General features: G+C 60.5%; 16 protein-coding genes. 12 read left to right on the top strand and 4 right to left on the bottom strand.

Features of this window, described 5'->3' with window-relative positions:
- Nucleotides 1–39 precede the first annotated feature (39 nt).
- The 4 genes from ACQE3E_RS10645 (at nucleotide 40) to ACQE3E_RS10630 (ending at nucleotide 4,954) form a co-directional block, all read left to right on the top strand.
- A complete protein-coding gene (locus tag ACQE3E_RS10645; RefSeq protein ID WP_313728050.1) occupies nucleotides 40–1,497 on the top strand; it encodes an FAD-linked oxidase C-terminal domain-containing protein in 1,458 nt (485 codons plus the stop codon).
- Nucleotides 1,497–2,552, top strand: a complete 1,056-nt coding sequence (gene glcE / locus ACQE3E_RS10640) for a glycolate oxidase subunit GlcE (RefSeq protein ID WP_313728051.1) — start codon at nucleotides 1,497–1,499, stop codon at nucleotides 2,550–2,552. Before ACQE3E_RS10645 ends, glcE begins: the two co-directional genes overlap by 1 nt.
- A 3-nt stretch (nucleotides 2,553–2,555) precedes the next feature.
- Nucleotides 2,556–3,767: a glycolate oxidase subunit GlcF gene (glcF, locus tag ACQE3E_RS10635; protein ID WP_313728052.1), complete on the top strand. Its 1,212-nt coding sequence runs from the start codon at nucleotides 2,556–2,558 to the stop codon at nucleotides 3,765–3,767.
- A gap of 341 nt (nucleotides 3,768–4,108) precedes the next feature.
- A complete protein-coding gene (locus ACQE3E_RS10630; protein ID WP_313728053.1) occupies nucleotides 4,109–4,954 on the top strand; it encodes a hypothetical protein in 846 nt (281 codons plus the stop codon).
- On the opposite strand, the gene ACQE3E_RS10625 is transcribed toward ACQE3E_RS10630, so the two are convergent.
- Nucleotides 4,951–5,181 carry a DUF2835 domain-containing protein gene (locus tag ACQE3E_RS10625; protein WP_313728055.1) on the bottom strand — a complete coding sequence of 77 codons (231 nt, stop codon included), beginning with the start codon at nucleotides 5,179–5,181 and terminating at the stop codon, nucleotides 4,951–4,953. The genes ACQE3E_RS10630 and ACQE3E_RS10625 overlap by 4 nt on opposite strands.
- Before the next feature lie 40 nt (nucleotides 5,182–5,221).
- Nucleotides 5,222–6,097 (bottom strand): protease HtpX, encoded by an 876-nt coding sequence (htpX, locus tag ACQE3E_RS10620; RefSeq protein WP_313728056.1) that lies wholly within the window; start codon nucleotides 6,095–6,097, stop codon nucleotides 5,222–5,224.
- 113 nt (nucleotides 6,098–6,210) lie between these two features.
- Here htpX and ACQE3E_RS10615 point away from each other — a divergent pair, with 113 nt between their 5' ends.
- Complete coding sequence (locus ACQE3E_RS10615) at nucleotides 6,211–7,320, top strand: PQQ-dependent sugar dehydrogenase (RefSeq protein ID WP_313728057.1); 1,110 nt, start codon at nucleotides 6,211–6,213, stop codon at nucleotides 7,318–7,320.
- Nucleotides 7,317–7,952, top strand: coding sequence for an NUDIX domain-containing protein (locus ACQE3E_RS10610; RefSeq protein ID WP_313728058.1), 636 nt, complete (start codon nucleotides 7,317–7,319; stop codon nucleotides 7,950–7,952). Before ACQE3E_RS10615 ends, ACQE3E_RS10610 begins: the two co-directional genes overlap by 4 nt.
- A 21-nt stretch (nucleotides 7,953–7,973) precedes the next feature.
- Here the strand turns inward: ACQE3E_RS10610 and ACQE3E_RS10605 are convergent, their stop codons facing one another.
- Nucleotides 7,974–9,419: a hypothetical protein gene (locus ACQE3E_RS10605; RefSeq protein ID WP_313728059.1), complete on the bottom strand. Its 1,446-nt coding sequence runs from the start codon at nucleotides 9,417–9,419 to the stop codon at nucleotides 7,974–7,976.
- Nucleotides 9,420–9,656: 237 nt separating this feature from the next.
- On the opposite strand from ACQE3E_RS10605, the gene ACQE3E_RS10600 reads away from it, so the two are divergent.
- From ACQE3E_RS10600 to ACQE3E_RS10585, 4 genes are all read left to right on the top strand, one after another.
- Nucleotides 9,657–11,885: a spermidine synthase gene (locus tag ACQE3E_RS10600; protein ID WP_313728061.1), complete on the top strand. Its 2,229-nt coding sequence runs from the start codon at nucleotides 9,657–9,659 to the stop codon at nucleotides 11,883–11,885.
- 8 nt (nucleotides 11,886–11,893) lie between these two features.
- Nucleotides 11,894–12,922 carry a UDP-3-O-(3-hydroxymyristoyl)glucosamine N-acyltransferase gene (lpxD, locus tag ACQE3E_RS10595; protein WP_071160625.1) on the top strand — a complete coding sequence of 343 codons (1,029 nt, stop codon included), beginning with the start codon at nucleotides 11,894–11,896 and terminating at the stop codon, nucleotides 12,920–12,922.
- 68 nt (nucleotides 12,923–12,990) lie between these two features.
- Nucleotides 12,991–13,668 carry a ribose-5-phosphate isomerase RpiA gene (gene rpiA / locus ACQE3E_RS10590; RefSeq protein WP_427501612.1) on the top strand — a complete coding sequence of 226 codons (678 nt, stop codon included), beginning with the start codon at nucleotides 12,991–12,993 and terminating at the stop codon, nucleotides 13,666–13,668.
- A 223-nt stretch (nucleotides 13,669–13,891) separates the two neighbouring features.
- Nucleotides 13,892–14,371 (top strand): peroxiredoxin, encoded by a 480-nt coding sequence (locus tag ACQE3E_RS10585; protein ID WP_071160709.1) that lies wholly within the window; start codon nucleotides 13,892–13,894, stop codon nucleotides 14,369–14,371.
- A gap of 86 nt (nucleotides 14,372–14,457) precedes the next feature.
- Here ACQE3E_RS10585 and ACQE3E_RS10580 read toward each other — a convergent pair whose 3' ends face one another.
- A complete protein-coding gene (locus tag ACQE3E_RS10580) occupies nucleotides 14,458–14,724 on the bottom strand; it encodes a hypothetical protein (RefSeq protein WP_427501611.1) in 267 nt (88 codons plus the stop codon).
- A gap of 434 nt (nucleotides 14,725–15,158) precedes the next feature.
- Here ACQE3E_RS10580 and ACQE3E_RS10575 point away from each other — a divergent pair, with 434 nt between their 5' ends.
- Nucleotides 15,159–16,307, top strand: a complete 1,149-nt coding sequence (locus tag ACQE3E_RS10575; RefSeq protein WP_427501610.1) for an FIST N-terminal domain-containing protein — start codon at nucleotides 15,159–15,161, stop codon at nucleotides 16,305–16,307.
- Entirely contained in the window at nucleotides 16,300–17,448 is a 1,149-nt protein-coding gene (locus ACQE3E_RS10570) for a GGDEF domain-containing protein (RefSeq protein ID WP_313728068.1), read from the top strand. The genes ACQE3E_RS10575 and ACQE3E_RS10570 overlap by 8 nt, the downstream gene beginning before the upstream one ends.
- The last annotated feature ends 65 nt before the right edge of the window (nucleotides 17,449–17,513 follow it).

Raw genomic sequence — 17,513 nt, 5'->3', positions numbered from 1 at the left:
ATTGATGTACGATAACGACTTTCCTTTTCGGTCCGCATTGTGTCGTTGTCCCCAACACTGATTAAGCAATTTCGGCAACTGCTCGGCGACGCCAACGTCATCGCCGATCCGGCCTTGTTGAGAGTCTACGAGTGCGACGCACTGGCGGCCTACACGCAAGTACCCGACTTGGTGGTACTGCCGGAAACGGTCGAACAGGTGCTGGCGGTGTTGCGGCTATGTCACGAGCAACAAATCCCGGTCGTCGCGCGCGGCGCCGGCACCGGTTTGTCGGGCGGCGCGCTGCCGGTGCCCGGTGGTATCGTGCTGGGGCTAGCCAAACTCAATCGCATCTTAGGCGTCGATCCCATCAACCGCACCGCGACCGTGCAAGCCGGCGTGCGTAATCTGGCTATTTCCGAAGCGGCCCGTCCGCACGGTTTGTATTACCCGCCGGACCCTTCCTCGCAAATCGCTTGCAGCATAGGCGGCAATATCGCCGAAAATGCCGGCGGGGTGCATTGCCTGAAATACGGCCTGACCGTGCATAACGTACTGCAAATCAAATTGGCGACGATCGGCGGCGAATTGCTGACCCTGGGCGGCAGCGGTTTGGATGGCGCCGGTTACGATCTGCTGGCCTTGGCGATCGGTTCCGAAGGCTTGTTGGGCGTGGTCGTCGAGGCCACGCTACGCCTGTTGCCGACACCGCCGCGGGTGCAAGTATTGCTGGCCGCGTTCGCCACCATCGAGCAGGCCGGCGCGGCGGTGGCCGATATTATCGGCGCCGGCCTGATTCCCGCCGGCCTGGAATTGATGGACAACGCCGCGATCCGCGCCACCGAAGCCTTCGTCCACGCCGGCTATCCGGTACAGGCGGCGGCGATCGTACTGTGCGAACTGGACGGCCAGCCGGAACAGGTCGCCGCCGATTTGGCCCGCGCCGAGGCGCTTCTAAAAGCCGCCGGCGCCAGCGAAATTCGGGTGGCCGCCGACGCCGCCCAGCGCCAGCGGTTTTGGGCTGGCCGCAAGGCGGCGTTTCCGGCGGTGGGCCGTATCGCCAGCGATTATTACTGTATGGACGGCACCATTCCGCGCCGGCATCTGGCGGCCGTACTGGCCGAAATCGCCGAGCTGGGCCAACGTTACGGCTTGAGCGTGGTCAATGTTTTTCACGCCGGCGACGGCAATCTGCATCCGTTGATCTTGTACGACGCCGGCCGGCCCGGTGACTTCGACAAGGCCGAGGCGCTGGGCGGCGACATTCTGGAATTGTGCGTGCGGGTCGGCGGCACCATCACCGGCGAACACGGCGTCGGTCACGAAAAATTGCCGCAGATGTGCGTGCAGTTTCAGGCCGCCGAGCTTGAGCAATTTCACGCGCTGAAAAAAGCTTTTGACCCGGACGGCTTGTTGAATCCGGGCAAGGCAGTGCCGACCCTGCACCGTTGCGCGGAACTGGGCAAGATGCACGTCCACGGCGGCCGCTTACCGCATCCGGAACTGGAGCGGTTTTGATGACGAACGCGGATATGAGCGATGTCGTCGTCGAGCAAATCCGCCAAACCGGTGCCGAGCGGCGGCCGTTACGCATTGTCGGTGGTAACAGCAAAGCCTTCTACGGCGGCGCCGATACGGCCGACACCGTGTTATCGCTCGCCGAACATCGCGGCATCATCGCCTACGAACCCAGCGAGTTGGTCATCACCGCCCGCGCCGGCACGCCGTTGGCCGAAATCAATCACCTTCTGGCCGAACGCCGGCAAATACTCGGCTTCGAGCCGCCGGCATTCGGCACGCGCGCGACGGTGGGCGGTACGATGGCTTGCGGTTTTTCCGGGCCGCGTCGCCCGTTCACCGGCAGCGCCCGCGACTTTATGCTGGGCTGTCGCATCGTCAACGGCCGCGCCGAAACCCTAAACTTCGGCGGCCAGGTCATCAAAAACGTGGCCGGCTTCGACGTTTCCCGGCTGATGGTCGGCGCCTTGGGTACACTGGGGGTGTTATTGGACGTTTCGTTGAGAGTGTTGCCGATGCCCGAAGCCGAACTGACGCTGGAACAAAATCTCACCGAGGATCAGGCCTTGGCCACGATGAGCCGACTGCAAGGCCAGGCCTTGCCGTTGTCGGCGCTGAGCCATCATGACGGCCTGTTGCGGGTACGCTTGAGCGGCGCCGAAGCCGCCGTCGCGGCCGCCGCCTCCCGAATCGGCGGCGAAATCGTTGGCGACGGCCGCGACTATTGGCGGGCGTTGCGCGAGCAGACACTGGCGTTCTTCGCCGAAACCGGCGACCTATGGCGGTTGAGCGTCGCGCCGGCGGCACCGTTACCCGCGCTACCCGGCCGGCAATTGCTGGATTGGGGCGGCGCCTTACGCTGGCTAAAAACCGAGGCGCCCGCCGAGGCGGTGCATGCCGCCGCGCGAGCGGTCGGCGGGCACGCCGTGCTTTGGCGCGGTGCCGACAAAACCGCCTGGCTGAACGCCGAACCGGCATTGGCCGGCTTGCAATCCCGCTTGCGCACCGCATTCGATCCCTTCAGCCTGTTCAACCCCGGCCGAATGCCGTTTTAGCCGATGCAAACCGTTATCGCCGAACCGCTGAAATACACGCCGCAAGGCGCCGTCGCCGAACAACTGCTGCGCGCTTGCGTGCATTGCGGATTTTGCAATGCGGTTTGTCCGACTTACCGACTGCTGGGCGACGAATTGGACGGGCCGCGCGGCCGGATTTATCTGATCAAGCAAACGCTGGAAACCGGCGCGGCCGACGCCACCGGTCTGACCCATCTTGACCGTTGCCTGACTTGCCGGTCTTGCGAAACCGCCTGTCCCTCCGGTGTGGAATACGGCCAATTGTTGGACATTGGCCGCGAGCTGATGGCTAAACCAGGCATACGTTCGCGGCGCCAGCGCTGGCTAAGACGCTGGCTGGTCGCGGCGCTGGCCTATCCGTGCCGGGCGGCTTGGTTAATCGGCGCGGCGCGGCGGCTCAAGCCGTGGTTACCCGGATTTCTGCGCGCGAAACTGCCGGACCGGCAAGCCGCCGAAACGTGGCCGGCACCGCGCCATCAACGGCGGGTGTTGATCCCGCAAGGTTGCCTGCAACCGGCCTTGGCGCCGCGCATCGACGCCGCGACGGCTCGGGTGCTGGATAGTCTCGGCATCAGCGCAGTTTCGCTGCCGGCCGGTTGCTGCGGCGCCCTGCCTTATCATTTAGACTGCCAGGCCGAAGGCCTGACCATGATGCGTGAAACCGTGGAACGCTGTTGGCGCGAACTGCAAGCCGGTGCCGAAGCCGTGGTCTCCACGGCTAGCGGTTGTGGAGTCACGCTCAAGGACTACGGCCGACTGCTGGCCGACGACCCGGATTACGCCGCGAAGGCGGCGGCGGTCGCGGCCAAGACCCGCGACATCGCCGAGCTGCTGCGCGGAGAAGACCTGAGCCGCTTGACGGTCCGGACTTGCCGGGTAGCGGTGCATTCACCCTGCACGCTGCAACACGGCCAAGGCCTGCCCGGTATCGTCGAGTCCTTGCTGAAGGGCCTGGGCTTCGAATTGGCGACGGTCGCCGACGCCGATCTGTGCTGCGGCTCGGCTGGCAGCTACAGTCTGCTGCAACCGGCCATCGCCGAACGCTTGCGCGACGCCAAGCTAACGACCTTGCAAGCCGGCGCGGCGGACGTCATCGTCACCGCCAACATCGGCTGCTGGCTGCACTTGCGCGAGCGGGCGACGCTTCCGGTTCGCCACTGGATCGAATTGCTGGACCCCGGCGCGCCGGGCTAGCGCCGCTGACGCCACGGCCGGTCTTGGCGTCGATATTGGATGTTGCATGGTCGCCGCGCGCACCGGCCCCGGTAGCCCGCCCAAGTTTATCGAATATACAGATGAACTCATCAAAACATATCGTTTTATTTAATCCAAAACCGCCGCTACGCTAAGCCACCTATTCGATGGACGCTTGGCCGCTGTCGGTTCCGTGGCGTGTCGCTAAACGCCATTTCAACCGGTGCATCAGAGATTCGGACGCCGTTAAATGCGGATCGGCATCGCCGGTCGCGCTAGTCGTTCGCACCGAACGGAACCCGTCGAGTACGCCCTTTTGCCCCGTTAGTCAGGAGACAAGCATGCCATTACAGCAACTGGTGGAATATTTCAACGACCGGCTGGAACAGGAACACAACAGCGGATTTCGGCCGTTTGTGCTGCGGGACGGCCGGGTGGAAGCTTCGTTCGGACCGATTCGACTGGCAAGCCAATTAAACCCGGTTCGGGAAACCTTGCGCAGCGCGCAGCGCGTCGGCCACATGGCCCAACTGCAAATCAGCGCCAATCCGGCTTCAAGCCCGCCGCCGGCCGCGGTCGACGCGCTACTGAATCCGGAGCCGCCGCCGCAAAGCATCGTCAATTTCGACCGGCTGTCGCGCGCGGTGCACATGCTGAATTATTTGCCCGAAGCGCATTTGGACGAGATTCTGTTTCTGGATGTCGATCCCCGCCACATCCTCGGTGTCAAAACCGACCACGGCGCGTATTTCGAGGAAGTCATCGTCAAATGCGGTCTGCAAACCGGCAACGTCGCCATCGTCTTGACCGTGAACCGGATTTACGCCCGCTATTACCAAACCTTGCTGAAAGGCTTGCAAAACTATCAAGCGCGCGGTTATCGAGTTGCGTTGAAATTCGATTATCCGACCCTGGATCAGGCGGCGCTGGATTTACTGGCCCGAGCCGCCGCCGACTTCGTGTGCTTGTCGGCCGGCGAAATGGAACGGATTCGAGACAGCCGCTTATTGGAGAAACTGCGGCAATTGAACGGCGTGGTCGACTCGATAGGCGGTCGCGGCATTTTGCTCGACATCGCCGACAAGCAAAACGCCGCGCTGGCCCGTCAAACCGGCTTCGGTCTGGTGCAGGGCGAACATTTCGAGGCAACGGACGTGCCGGCACCGGTTTACGCTCGCTCGGCCTAAGCGAGTTTTTTGATTGAAACGAACTTATTGGCCTCGGTCAGTTCCATTTCGAAATGGCCCTGAATGCCGGATTTGGTGAGATAGCGTTGCACGTTGCCAGCCGGAAATACCACCCGGCGGCCGTCGTCGCTCAAGGTGGTGACGGTTTTGGCGTGGCCCTGGTAAACCGCCAAGTATTGATCGTAACTCAGGTTTAAACGGAAGCGGATATAGCGGTGCTTGGACATTAAAAAGCCGCGCCGGCTAGCCGGCGCGGCCTCCCTTCGGTTAACGCATGTTTTGCAAGGCTTCGATGCGCTCTTCGAGCGGCGGATGGCTCATGAACAAGCGCTGCACCCCGCCGCCGTTAATGCCGAACGCGGCCAGTTCGCCCGGCAACTGCGCCGGCTCGTGCGAACGTTGCAAGGCTCGCAACGCGCCTATCATCTTCTGCCGGCCGGCCAAATTGGCGCCGCCGGCATCGGCCCGGAACTCGCGATAGCGCGAGAACCACATCACCAGCATCGACGCCAGGATAGACAACGCAATCTGCGCGATCATCTGCGTAATGTAATAGGCCGGACCATAGCCGCGTTCGGTCTTGAACACGGCCCGGTCGACGACGTAGCCGATGATGGTCGCGAAAAAGTACACGAAGGTGTTGACCACGCCTTGCATCAAGGCCATCGTCACCATGTCGCCGTTGGCGACGTGACTGATCTCGTGGCCGACCACGGCTTCCACCTCGTCCGAGCTCATCGCTCTCAGCAAGCCGGTGCTGACCGCCACCAACGCGTCGTTGCGGTTGGCGCCGGTCGCGAAGGCGTTGGGTTCAGGCGCGTCGAAAATACCCACTTCGGGCATGCCGATACCGGCCTTTTGCGCTTGGCGGGAAACGACCTCCAGCAGCCATTGTTCGGTCTGGTTTTGCGGACGATCGATCACATGCACGCCCATCGCGTTTTTAGCCGACCATTTGGACATGAACAACGAAATAACGGAACCGGTCATGCCAAACACCGCCGACATCGCCAGCAAGCCTTCCAGATTCAGGTCGACGCCTTGGGCATCCAACGCGCCCTTCAGGCCGAGGACGCTAAAAATGATACTGATCGCGATCATGATGGCCACGTTGGTGGCCAAAAACAGCAGTATTCTCGTCATGGTGTGACTTTCCTTTATCGTTGTTGAGTGGTGATTAATGTGGGGCGCCTAAAAATTAAATTCAAGCTTATAGAGTGTTACCATCTGCGAAAAGTTTATTTTGGGGTATAAAAATGAAAATAATCCAAGCGCTATGGCTGGTATTGGCGACGATCGGCGCCGCCCACGCCGCCGATCGCGGCTACGAGTCGGTACTCAGCCAGCTCAAGTTGCCGGCCGGCTTCAAGATTAGCATTTTTGCCGACGGCGTACCCAATGCCCGGCAATTGGCGCTCGGCGACAACGGCACGGTGTTCGTCGGCAGCCGCGACGGCAATGTATTCGCGGTGCAAGACCGAGACGGCGACGGCGTGGCCGAGCAAAAATTCCAAATTGCCCAACAATTAAACCTGCCGAACGGCGTGGCGTTTAAAAACGGCTCTTTGTACGTCGCGGAAATTCAACGCATCATCCGCTTCGACAATATCGATCAGCGCTTGAGCAACCCGCCCAAACCCGAAGTGGTCTACAACGATTTCCCGGAAGACCGCCATCACGGCTGGAAGTATCTGCGCTTCGGTCCGGACGGGAAGCTGTATACCGCCGTCGGCGCGCCGTGCAATATCTGCGATCCCGGCAAGCCGATCTACGGTGCGCTGGTCCGCCTGAATCCGGACGGGAGCGACTTCGAAATCCTGGCGCGCGGCATTCGCAACACGGTCGGCTTCGACTGGGAAACCCGCACCAATCATTTGTTCTTTAACGACAACGGCCGCGACTATTTGGGCGACGACCTGCCGCCCGACGAACTCAACGAATGGAGCCGGCCCGGCGAACACTTCGGCTACCCTTACTGCCACGCCGGCACCATCCCCGATCCGCAACTGGCCGGCGACAAAAAATGCAACAGTTTTATCGCGCCGGCCTGGAAGTACAAAGCCCATATCGCGCCGCTGGGCATGCGCTTTTACACCGGCAAACAGTTCCCCGACCAGTATTTCCGGCAATTGTTCGTCGCCCAACACGGTTCATGGAACCGGACTCAACCGCAAGGCTACCAGATCGACGTCGTCAAATTCAGCGGCGGTCATCCTTATAACGAACAAGCCTTTATTAGTGGTTGGCTGACCGCGTCGGGCGAAGTGCTGGGCCGGCCGAACGACGTTATCGTCGGCCGCGACGGCAGCCTGCTGATTAGCGACGACAAGCTCGGCGTCATCTACCGGGTGAGCTACGGCCGATGAGCAAACATCAATTCGAAGTGCTGGACGTCAAAACCGTCTACGAGGGATTTTTTCGGCTGGAACAATACCGCGTAAGACACACGCTGTATCAGGGCGGCTGGAGCCGGCCCTTGCAACGCGAGTTGTTTCGGCGCGGCAACTGCGTGGCGGTTTTGCTTTACGACCCGGATCGCGATGAAGTGGTGTTGATCGAGCAATTTCGGGTCGGCGCCATCCTGAGGCCGAACCATGCTTGGCAAATCGAAATCGTCGCCGGCGCGATCGAGGACGGCGAAACCGCCGAGGACGTCGCCTACCGCGAAGCGCTCGAAGAAGCCGGCTGCGAAATTCTGGATCTGATCGAAGTCAAACGTTTCTACACGACGCCGGGCGGCTCGTCGGAATTGATTACCCTGTTCTGCGGCCGAGTCGATAGCCGCGGCATCGGCGGCGTTCACGGCCTGGACCACGAGGACGAAGACATCCGCGTCTTCGCGGTCAAGACCGAACAAGCTTTCGATATGCTGGAAGACGGCTCGATAGAATCCGGAATTCCAATTCTGGCCTTGCAGTGGCTGTATATGCACCGCGACCGCTTGCGGGCGCGCTGGGTGGCGAGTCCGGCCGAGCGGGAGCAGCCAGAACCAGCCTAGGCCCGCCCACCCTGGCTGGCGCTAACGCCCTTTGAACACACCGGCCTTGCCCAACCAGGGATTGAATTTCTCCAACAACCAGGCTTTGGCGAATTCGTCGTTTTTGACGAGCAAATCCAAAAAAGCGGTGCTCGCGCTTTGCACTGCCGCAACTTGTTTGTACGCGCGTTCTATCCGCATTTTTTCCAGGTCTTCGCCGCGCAAGCCGTAGCCGGGGCCGCCGCCCATCGGCGGTCCGCCGCCTCCGCCCATGCCGCCCCCACCGCCGCCGACGCGATTGACCGGATTCAGCAATAACCGACCGCCTGGCCCACCGCCACCCATCCCCATTTCGGGTCCGCCGCCCGAACCGCCGCGCTGGCCCCGGCCAGTTCCTATGCCGGCGCCGGCCAGCAATTGATGGCTGGCTTCCGTCAGCATCAACAAGTACTTGCCGCCCGGCCGCGCGTGCTCCCACACCGACAGCCGAGCACCGGCCGCGCCAATGGCATAGGAGTCGTCATCCTCGCTGCCGGTGACTGCCAGCAGGGGCAAGGCAATTGGTTGAAAACGGCTACGGACATTGCCGGTCGCCAAATCCACCGAAGGACTCAAGAGTATCCCGGCCACGGGCCGCAACTCTTGCCGCCCCGGCAACTCAACGCCGAAATTTTCGCCGAGTACCGCGCTGACGGTTTGCGCGCCCAAATCGTATCCGGCCAACACCAGTTTATCGACGTCGGCGGCCGCGTAAAGACGCTGTCCCAAACCGGCCCGGGTCCGTAACTGCTGGTAAGCCCAGGCCAAGTCGGCGACTCGACCGGGCAAATGCTCGACGGAAAAATATTCGTGGCCGAGATAACGCAATTCGCTGCTACGGGCGGCTTTGGACGGACGGCGTTTGTCCTCCGGCCGATCGCTGTCGTCCTCGTCGTCGGGCTGGGTACCGTCTTCCGGATCGGGTCCGCCGCCGAACCAGCCGCCGAACATCCCCGCTGCCTCGCCGTCCTCGTCATCCGGCGGGCCCATATCGTTGGCGGTGCCGGGACGCGGTCCACCGCGCGGCCGGTTTAATTCGCGCAAGGCTTGCCCTATCGCCACCGGCTGCATGCAAAATACCGCGTAACCGGCCTTGGCCCAGAATTCGCGCCATAAGCGCCCGCCGCCGGCATCCTCGCCCAAGGCCGGCAGGTACACGATTAGCGGGTAACGACCCGGTGAGGCGGGTACCGTGATCGATACATCCAAATCGCGGCCATCGCGATGCCAGACTTCGCGGCCGGTTTCGATCTCGAAACGTCGCGCCGGCCGGTAGCCGCCGTCCAGCAAAACTTTTTCCAGTTTTTCGGCTTGCTCGACCTGGCTGGGCGGCAACGGCCGCGAACCGCAGGCGACCAGTAACACACACAACAGCAGGCAAACCGCGATTCGTAAACCGGTCGCGGAGGGTTCGAACCAGCCTATCGACCGGCGTGAATTTGGTTTCATCGCAGCGAATTTCCTATTCATTTGATAGCAACATACAACAGCCAAAATTTAAATACGGGTAAACGACAGTATGCCGACGGCATCGGTAAATCCCAGTCAATATAATGTAAATTCGGGTAAAAAGCCGCGCGCAGGCTCGGTGTCTCCTGTCGAGCGGAGTCCAAGCGCGAGCCACAAGCCGGCGCAAATGCTTTATCATTGCCCCGCCCGGTTCGGCCAACCCCGACAATAATAACGATGAACTCAGCGCCTCAAACCACCCGCCCCAACCTCATTTCGCCGGTTATCGCGTTCGCCGCGACGCTATTCATCAGCGCATTGCTGATGTTCGTGCTGCAGCCGATGTTCGGCAAACTCTTGTTGCCCTTGCTCGGCGGCACGCCTGCGGTGTGGAACACCTGCATGGTGTTTTACCAAACCCTGCTGTTCTGCGGCTACCTCTACGCGCATTGGCTGACGGCCCGGCAAGGCGCGCAGCGTCAGATTCAGATCCATACCGCCTTAATGATCTTCAGCGTGTTCGCGCTGCCGGTGGCGCTGCCGGACAACCCCAGCCCGCCAACCGCCGGCAATCCGGCCTGGTGGTTGGTCTGGACCTTGTTTCTGGCGATCGGCCTGCCGTTTTTCGTGATCTCGGCGACCGCGCCGTTGCTGCAAAGTTGGTTTTCCCGCTGCGGCCATCGCAGCAGCGGCGATCCGTATTATCTGTACGCCGCCAGCAACGCCGGCAGTTTGCTGGCCTTGCTGAGCTATCCGTTTTTAATCGAACCCAACATCGGCCTGGCGAACCAGCGTCTAGTCTGGAGCGGCGGCTATCTGCTGCTGTGCGCCTGCATCCTGTTCTGCGCCGCCGGCTATTGGCGCAACCAATCCGAAGACCAACTGGAAGCGCCCAGTATCGACGAAACCCTGACGCCGCCGAGCCGCTGGCAACAACTGCATTGGGCCGCGCTGGCCTTGGTACCTTCCAGCCTGTTACTGGGCCTGACCCAGTTTATCAGCACCGACATCGCCGCGGTGCCGTTGCTGTGGATCGTCCCGCTAACCCTGTATTTGCTGTCGTTCATCCTGGTGTTCGGCAGCTGGGCGGAGCGCATCCGGCCGTGGATGTTGGCCGCGCAACCGGCGGCGTTGACGGTGTTCATCGCCTATTCCTTTATCAATCCAGCCACGCTGCCGTATTGGCTGGATTTGATTCTGCACCTGATCGCATTTTTCCTGGCGGTAATGATCTGCCACGGCGAATTGGCGCGCAGCCGGCCGCACCCCCAATTCCTGACACGGTTTTATCTGGTGATGTCCTTCGCCGGCATGCTGGGCGGCTTGTTCAACACCTTCGTCGCGCCGTTTTTGTTCGATGCGGTTTACGAATACCCGATCATGATCGTCGCGGCGCTACTATTGCGGCCCGGCTTGTTGAACGGCCGCTGGCCCTTGCAACTGCTGTTCCCCGCACTGATTCTGGTTGCCGGGCTGGCCGTCTATTTTTCGACCGAGCAATTGTTCGACTATCTGGACCTGATCGGCGGCGCGCTGATTCTGCTGGCCGGCATCAGTTACGCGTTGCGCCACAGCCCGTTGGCGCTGGGCACGCTGACGGCGGTACTGCTGCTGTTCACGCTGGGCCTGCACGGCATGGCATCGAACGTGTTGTATCAGGAACGGACGTTTTTCGGCGTGCTGTCGGTGCGCGATACCGTGATCCCCGACGAAAACCAAAAGCCGGAAAAAGTCCGCGAACTTTACCACGGCACCACCAAACACGGCGCCGAACGCTTGATTCCGGCGCAAATTACCACGCCGCTGACCTACTACAGCCGGCCCGGCCCGATCGGCCAGGTGTTCGCAGAATTCGACGCCGAAAATCCGCGCTGGCGGATCGGCGCGGTCGGCCTGGGCGCCGGCGCGCTGGCCTGCTACGCCAAGGAAGGCCAAAGTTGGTCGTTCTACGAAATCGACCCGCTGGTGGTTTCGGTCGCGCAAGACCCGACCTGGTTTCATTACTTGGAACGTTGCGCCAAGCAGGCGGCGATGGTTGTCGGCGACGCCCGTTTGTCGCTGGCCAAGGAAGCCGACGCCAGCTTCGACCTGCTGATCATGGACGCCTTCAGTTCCGACGCGGTACCTACCCACTTGCTGACCCGCGAGGCTTTGCAGCTATACTTCAGCAAGCTGAAGGACGACGGTTTGCTGGCATTTCACATCACCAACCGTCATTTGGCCCTGAAGAAAGTCCTGGCCGATCACGTCAACCAACTGCATCTGGCCGGCCTGCTCCAGGAATTTCAGCCGGAAACCGATGTCCCTTTGGTGATTGCCACCGACTGGGTGGTGATCGCGAAACATCCCGAGCGCTTGGCAAAACTGCAACAAAGCCGGCTCGGGCATTGGCAGAAATTGCCACTGTCGTTCGGCTTGCAACCCTGGACCGACGACTTCACTCATATCATTGGCATTTGGAAATAGGAAAACGCATGCTTATCACGGAACTGGCCAGTCGTTGCGACGCTCGAGCGCAAGGCGGCGATGCCACTCAATCCATCCATTCCGCCGCCGACATCATGTCGGCTCAAGCTCACCAAGTCACCGTCCTCAGCGACGGCAAATACAAGAAACACCTGAAAGACACCCAGGCTTCGGCCTGCTTCATCGCCGAAGCCCTGATCGACGCCGAAATGCCGGTCGGCCTGACCCTGCTGGTTTGTAAAGATCCGGAAATCAGCTTTCTGAACGCCGTCAAGCTGCTGCATCCCGAGCCGGTATTCAAACGCCAGGTGTCCGAACACGCCGTGCTGGCCGACACCGCGACCCTGGGTTACAACGTCCACGTCGGTCCGTTTGCGACGATAGGCCAAAACAGCAGCGTCGGCGACAGCAGTACCGTCGAAGCCGGCGCCCGCATCGGCAATCACGTGGCGATCGGCAAACACTGCCATATCCACCCCAACGCGGTGATTTACGACAACAGCGTCATCGGCAATCACGTGATTATTCACGCCGGCGCGGTGATCGGCGCCGACGGATTCGGCTATAAATTCCGCGACAACCAACACGTCAAGGTGCCTCATGTAGGTCACGTCGAAATCGAGGACCACGTCGAAATCGGCGCCAACACCTGTATCGACCGGGGCGCCTTGGGGCCGACCCGAATCGGCGCCGGCAGCAAAATCGACAACTTGGTCCAGCTCGGCCATAACAACATCGTCGGCCGCAACGTCATCATCTGCGGACAATCCGGCATTTCCGGTTCCTGCACGATAGAAGACGGCGCGATCCTGGCCGGCAGCACCGGCGTCGCCGATCACGTCAAAATCGGCGCCCGCGCCGTGGTCATGGCCCGCAGCGGCATCTCCGGCGACATCGAGCCGGGCGCCCAAGTATTCGGCAGTCCGGCCAAGGATCGCAAGGTCGCCTGGAAGGAATTGGCGGCGCTGGCCAAACTGCCGGAATTGCTGCAAAAATTCAAAGCGCTGGAAGCCCGAGTCCATAAGCTGGAAGAATAATTCGGCCCCGGAACTTGACGGCCGGTTTTCGCGTCACCCCGTTTTTCGACCATCGCAAAGGCAGAACCATGAACGACAAACAACGCGTCGCCCAACATGCTGCTCAACACGTGCAAAACGGCATGATCGTCGGCCTGGGCACCGGCTCCACCGCCAATCTGTTCATCGAGGAACTGGCGCGGCGCCGCACCCAGGAAGGCCTGAAATTCACCGCCGTGGCCAGTTCGACGGTCAGCACGATCAAGGCCCGTCAACTCGATTTGCCGCTGGTCGCGATCGACCATCTGGAACACCTGGACTTGTACGTGGATGGCGCCGACGAAGTCGCTCCAGATCTGACGCTGCTGAAAGGCCGCGGTTACGATTTGGTACGCGAAAAATTACTGGCCAAGGCTTGCGATTCGTTCCTGGTATTGATCGACGCCAGCAAGCGCGTCAAACGCATCGGCGAGAACTTTCCGATTCCGATCGAAGTGATGCCGTTCGCCTGGAAGCTGGTACAACGTAGCGTCGCGGCGATCGGCGGCCACGGTAGCTTGCGGCAAACCGCCAACGGCGACGGCTTGGTCGTCACCTCATACGGCAGTCTGGTGTTGGATGTGGTATTCGATTCCACGCTGGACGCCAAAACCCTGAACGAACGGCTGAACGGCATTCCCGGCATCGTCGAACATGGCATATTCAATGGCCTGACTGGGGCGGTATTTTGCGGCCACGACGGACAAGTGGACGAGCTTTGGGCTTAGCGGCCAGCGTGCCCGGCGCGGCTAGCCTTTGGCCGGCAAGCAGCCGCGGCACTTAGTCCCAGCAATTTTGTGGTAGAAGCCCGTCCGGCGCTTGGTCCATAATCGCCGCCAGCCGCGGGTCGCCGGGATTAGCTTTCCGGCCGGCGCGGCCGGCGTTGGTCCCGATAGCCGGACCAATCCAATCCGCCAGTTCGAATTCGCCCCGTACAACAGGAGAAAACCCATGTCGCAATTATTAGAAAAAAACCAGGAAGCGCCGTTTTTCCGTGCCGTAAATCAAGACAATAAAATGATCTATCTGTCGGATTACCAGGGCGAAAAGACTGTGGTGCTGTATTTTTACCCCAAGGACGATACGCCAGGCTGCACGATAGAAGCCAACGACTTCACCGCGCTCGCCGCTGAGTTTGCGGCGGCTAACACCGTCATCGTCGGCGTCAGCAAGGACGACTGCGAGAGCCACCGCGCCTTTATCGCCAAATACGGGCTGAACGTGCAATTATTGGCCGATACCGACGGCGCGCTGTGCGACAGTTACGGTACCTGGCAGGAAGTCGAAAAAGACGGCATCAAAAAGTGGAAGATCGTCCGCTCGACCTTCATTATCGGCAAGGACGGCAAGTTGCTCGAAGCCATGTACGGCGTTAGCCCGGATGGACACGCGCAAGCGGTACTGGATATTGTCAAAAGCCTGCCCGTCTGAGATACATCTTGGAACCATCGCTCCGGCCATTTTCTGCCCCAAAAAAAGCCGGGGTTCCCCGGCTTTTTTACGAACTAGCAGCGAACTCAATGTAGCGTGACGACTTGCTCTACCAGGTCAGCCACCGTTTTGATACGGTTGAAGTCCAGATGAAGTTGGTTAAACATTTCCATGATCGAGCTATCCAGCTTATCCCGCAAGTCGGCATCCATACCCAGATCGTTTTGTAGATCTCTATCCAAAGAAACGTCGTCCACATCCAAATCGAAGGTATCCGCGATGACCAGCTGTACGGCCATCGACATCATGTTTTGCAGGCTTTCCACTTCGTTGCCACCGAATTTTCCACACATCAGCGTCACCTCTTTGTCGTTAACGATGGCGTTAGTTTGGCTAAAACCCCACCCAAAAACCGTTAACGACTACCAATTCGGAGCGCCGCTTCGGCCACGGTGTTGTAGCGCCCTTGGCCGACCTCTTGACTTGGCGCCTGCGTCAACGCGCCAGTCCGCACGCCCCCGCCGTGCCGCAACTGGATCTCGGGAACGGCAAGTTCCAAAAAACCTCTTCTCCAACTATCCATTCGGTTACGGCGGCCGGAATGCGCAGCGAGTTATACTGGAATTCGCCTTAGCCTATAAACGGACTTACGGCCCAAAATTTCAAGGTCTTTTACGACAGCCGTCGCCCTCTCGATAGCTGTATCGAGCTTCGTCGGCGGCGATACGATAAAATTCGCTTGTAAGCCATCACAGACACACGAAATCGCTCCCTGCCCAGCCCAGCCATGCCTATTCGTATCGCCCATTCGAGTGCCGTCGACCCGACAACGGCGGTCAACGAGCTACATGCCGGCCTGGTTCAGGAACGGCTGGCCGCCGTGATATTTTTTTGTTCGGCCGATTACGACCTAACTGCGCTGGCAGCCGCATTATCGTTGGCGTTTAAGGACCTGCCGGTCGTCGGTTGCACGACGGCCGGCGAAATCGGACCAGCCGGGCTTTGCGAACGCAGCCTGGTCGGCGTCGGCTTCTCGGCGTCGGTGTGCGGCGCCGTCGGCGGCCTGCTCGGCGACTTACGGAGTCTGTCCGCCGAGCAAACCAAGGACTTCGCCCAATCTCGGTTGAACGCGCTATTGGATTTGGCGCCGTACGCCTGTTCGTCCAACAGTTTCGGCTTTTTGTTAATAGACGGTCTGTCCCTGAAAGAAGAACCGGTCGCCCTGGACATTCAACGGATGCTCGGCAACATTCCGCTGGTCGGCGGTTCGGCCGGCGACGGTTTGAGGTTTCAGGATACGTGGGTTTATTGGGGAGGTGCGTTCCACCCGAACCACGCGGTCATGCTGTTAATCAGCACCACGCTGCCGGTGTACGCTTACCGGACTCAACACTTCTTACCGTCCGAGCACAGGATGGTGGTCACCGCCGCCGACATCGGCCGGCGCACCGTCCACGAAATCAACGGTCTGCCGGCCGCCGAGGAGTACGCGCGACTGATCGGCTATCCGCTAGACCAACTCACGCCGGCGTTGTTCGCCGCGTATCCGGTCGTCGTCAAGATCGACGGCAGTTATTACGTGCGCGGTCTGCAACGCGCTCACCCGGACGGCAGCTTGACCTTTTACTGCGCGATCGAGGAAGGCTTGGTGTTGCGCATCGCTCAAGGCGAAAACTTGCTGGAAAATTTGGCGGCGGCCTTCGGTCGCGTCCGTCAAGTCATTGGCCAGCCGCTGGTGACGCTCGGCTGCGATTGCATCCTGCGAAAACTGGAAGTTGCCGCCGCCGATCAGCTCGATGACTTGAACCGCTTGATGACCGACAACCGCGTGGTCGGCTTTCACACCTACGGCGAACAGTTTCGCGGCATCCACATCAACCAAACCTTCGCGGCCGTGGCGATCGGCGCTCCGGCTACCGCATCCGAACATGACTGACCCAAACGCCAATCCCAGCCTCCCGGCTTTGCAGGCTGAAATCGCCCGCTTGAACAAAGTCGTCCAAGTCCTGATGGACCGGGTCGAACACAGCGGCGATTTGGGAAACTCCTATTTCGATCAAGTCCAGGCAACGGTGATGCTGGAAGACTTGGTGCGGCGCCGCACTCAGGAATTGGAAGCGGCGCTGGCAGAAAACCGGGCCATCAACCGCGCGCTGAGCGAAGCGGAACAAAAATTTCACTGCGTGCTCGATCAATCCTTGGTCGGCATTTCAATGACGATCGACCAACGCTTTCACTACGCCAACCCGAAATTCGCCGAAATTCTGGGCTATAGCGTCGAGGAAATTCTGAAACTCGGTCCGGCCGACATTACCCCGGCCGAAGACTTGCCCCAGGTTTTGGACGTGATTCGCCGCGCATTGAACGGGGAATTCCAGCAACTGACCTTTACGACTCGGGCCGTGCGCAAGGATGGTCGGATCATCAACGTCGAAATGTCGGGGAAGGCGCCTCTGGATATTGGCGGCCGTCCGGCGCTGATCGCGGTTTGGGCGGACATTACCGAGCGGCTCGGAGCGGAGCGGGAAATCGAGGCCTTGCAAACGCGGCTGCGCGACCAAGCCCTACACGATGCGCTGACCGGGCTTTACAATCGTTTGTTTTTAGCCGAAAACCTGGACCGGACCATCGCGCTGGCCGCCCGGCACGGCTATCCGGTCAGCGCGGTGATTGCCGATCTGGATTTTTTCAAATCGGTCAACGACCGTTACGGCCATCCCGGCGGCGATGCCGCGTTAAAACATCTGGCCGATCTGATGCGGCAACACGCCAGATCTAGCGACATCATCTGCCGTTACGGCGGCGAAGAGTTTTTATTGTTGATGCCCGACACGCCCGTCGAAGTGGCCCGCGAGCGCGCCGAGTACCTGAGACAATGCCTGGCCGAGCAACGCGTGGCCTGGAAAAGCACGCCGATAGCGCTGACCGCCTCCTTCGGTGTCGCCAGCTATCCCGAGGATGCCCAATCCGGCGGCGAATTGATCGAGGCGGCCGACAGCGCGCTATACGCATCCAAAGCCAACGGCCGCAATCGCGTCACGCGCTTCGGCCAGTCCTGGGAACCTGCTCCGATCTAGGCGCACGCCATTCAATTCGGCCCGCGCCGTCGCCGGCTGCAATCCAGCTGCTTCACTGTTCTCGT

This window comes from Methylomonas sp. MED-D (assembly GCF_050276835.1).
In the GTDB taxonomy this organism is placed as follows: Bacteria; Pseudomonadota; Gammaproteobacteria; order Methylococcales; family Methylomonadaceae; genus Methylomonas; species Methylomonas koyamae_A.
The sequence above is the reverse complement of the archived record's forward strand: the minus strand, read 5'-3'. Positions and strand labels throughout refer to the sequence as shown.

Coding starts and splice junctions, on each gene's coding strand:
- glcE (WP_313728051.1), top strand. CDS start 1,497: ATGACGAACGCGGATATGAGCGATGTCGTCGTCGAGCAAATCCGCCAA.
- glcF (WP_313728052.1), top strand. CDS start 2,556: ATGCAAACCGTTATCGCCGAACCGCTGAAATACACGCCGCAAGGCGCC.
- ACQE3E_RS10630 (WP_313728053.1), top strand. CDS start 4,109: ATGCCATTACAGCAACTGGTGGAATATTTCAACGACCGGCTGGAACAG.
- ACQE3E_RS10625 (WP_313728055.1), bottom strand. CDS start 5,181: ATGTCCAAGCACCGCTATATCCGCTTCCGTTTAAACCTGAGTTACGAT.
- htpX (WP_313728056.1), bottom strand. CDS start 6,097: ATGACGAGAATACTGCTGTTTTTGGCCACCAACGTGGCCATCATGATC.
- ACQE3E_RS10615 (WP_313728057.1), top strand. CDS start 6,211: ATGAAAATAATCCAAGCGCTATGGCTGGTATTGGCGACGATCGGCGCC.
- ACQE3E_RS10610 (WP_313728058.1), top strand. CDS start 7,317: ATGAGCAAACATCAATTCGAAGTGCTGGACGTCAAAACCGTCTACGAG.
- ACQE3E_RS10605 (WP_313728059.1), bottom strand. CDS start 9,419: ATGAAACCAAATTCACGCCGGTCGATAGGCTGGTTCGAACCCTCCGCG.
- ACQE3E_RS10600 (WP_313728061.1), top strand. CDS start 9,657: ATGAACTCAGCGCCTCAAACCACCCGCCCCAACCTCATTTCGCCGGTT.
- lpxD (WP_071160625.1), top strand. CDS start 11,894: ATGCTTATCACGGAACTGGCCAGTCGTTGCGACGCTCGAGCGCAAGGC.
- rpiA (WP_427501612.1), top strand. CDS start 12,991: ATGAACGACAAACAACGCGTCGCCCAACATGCTGCTCAACACGTGCAA.
- ACQE3E_RS10585 (WP_071160709.1), top strand. CDS start 13,892: ATGTCGCAATTATTAGAAAAAAACCAGGAAGCGCCGTTTTTCCGTGCC.
- ACQE3E_RS10580 (WP_427501611.1), bottom strand. CDS start 14,724: ATGTGTGGAAAATTCGGTGGCAACGAAGTGGAAAGCCTGCAAAACATG.
- ACQE3E_RS10575 (WP_427501610.1), top strand. CDS start 15,159: ATGCCTATTCGTATCGCCCATTCGAGTGCCGTCGACCCGACAACGGCG.
- ACQE3E_RS10570 (WP_313728068.1), top strand. CDS start 16,300: ATGACTGACCCAAACGCCAATCCCAGCCTCCCGGCTTTGCAGGCTGAA.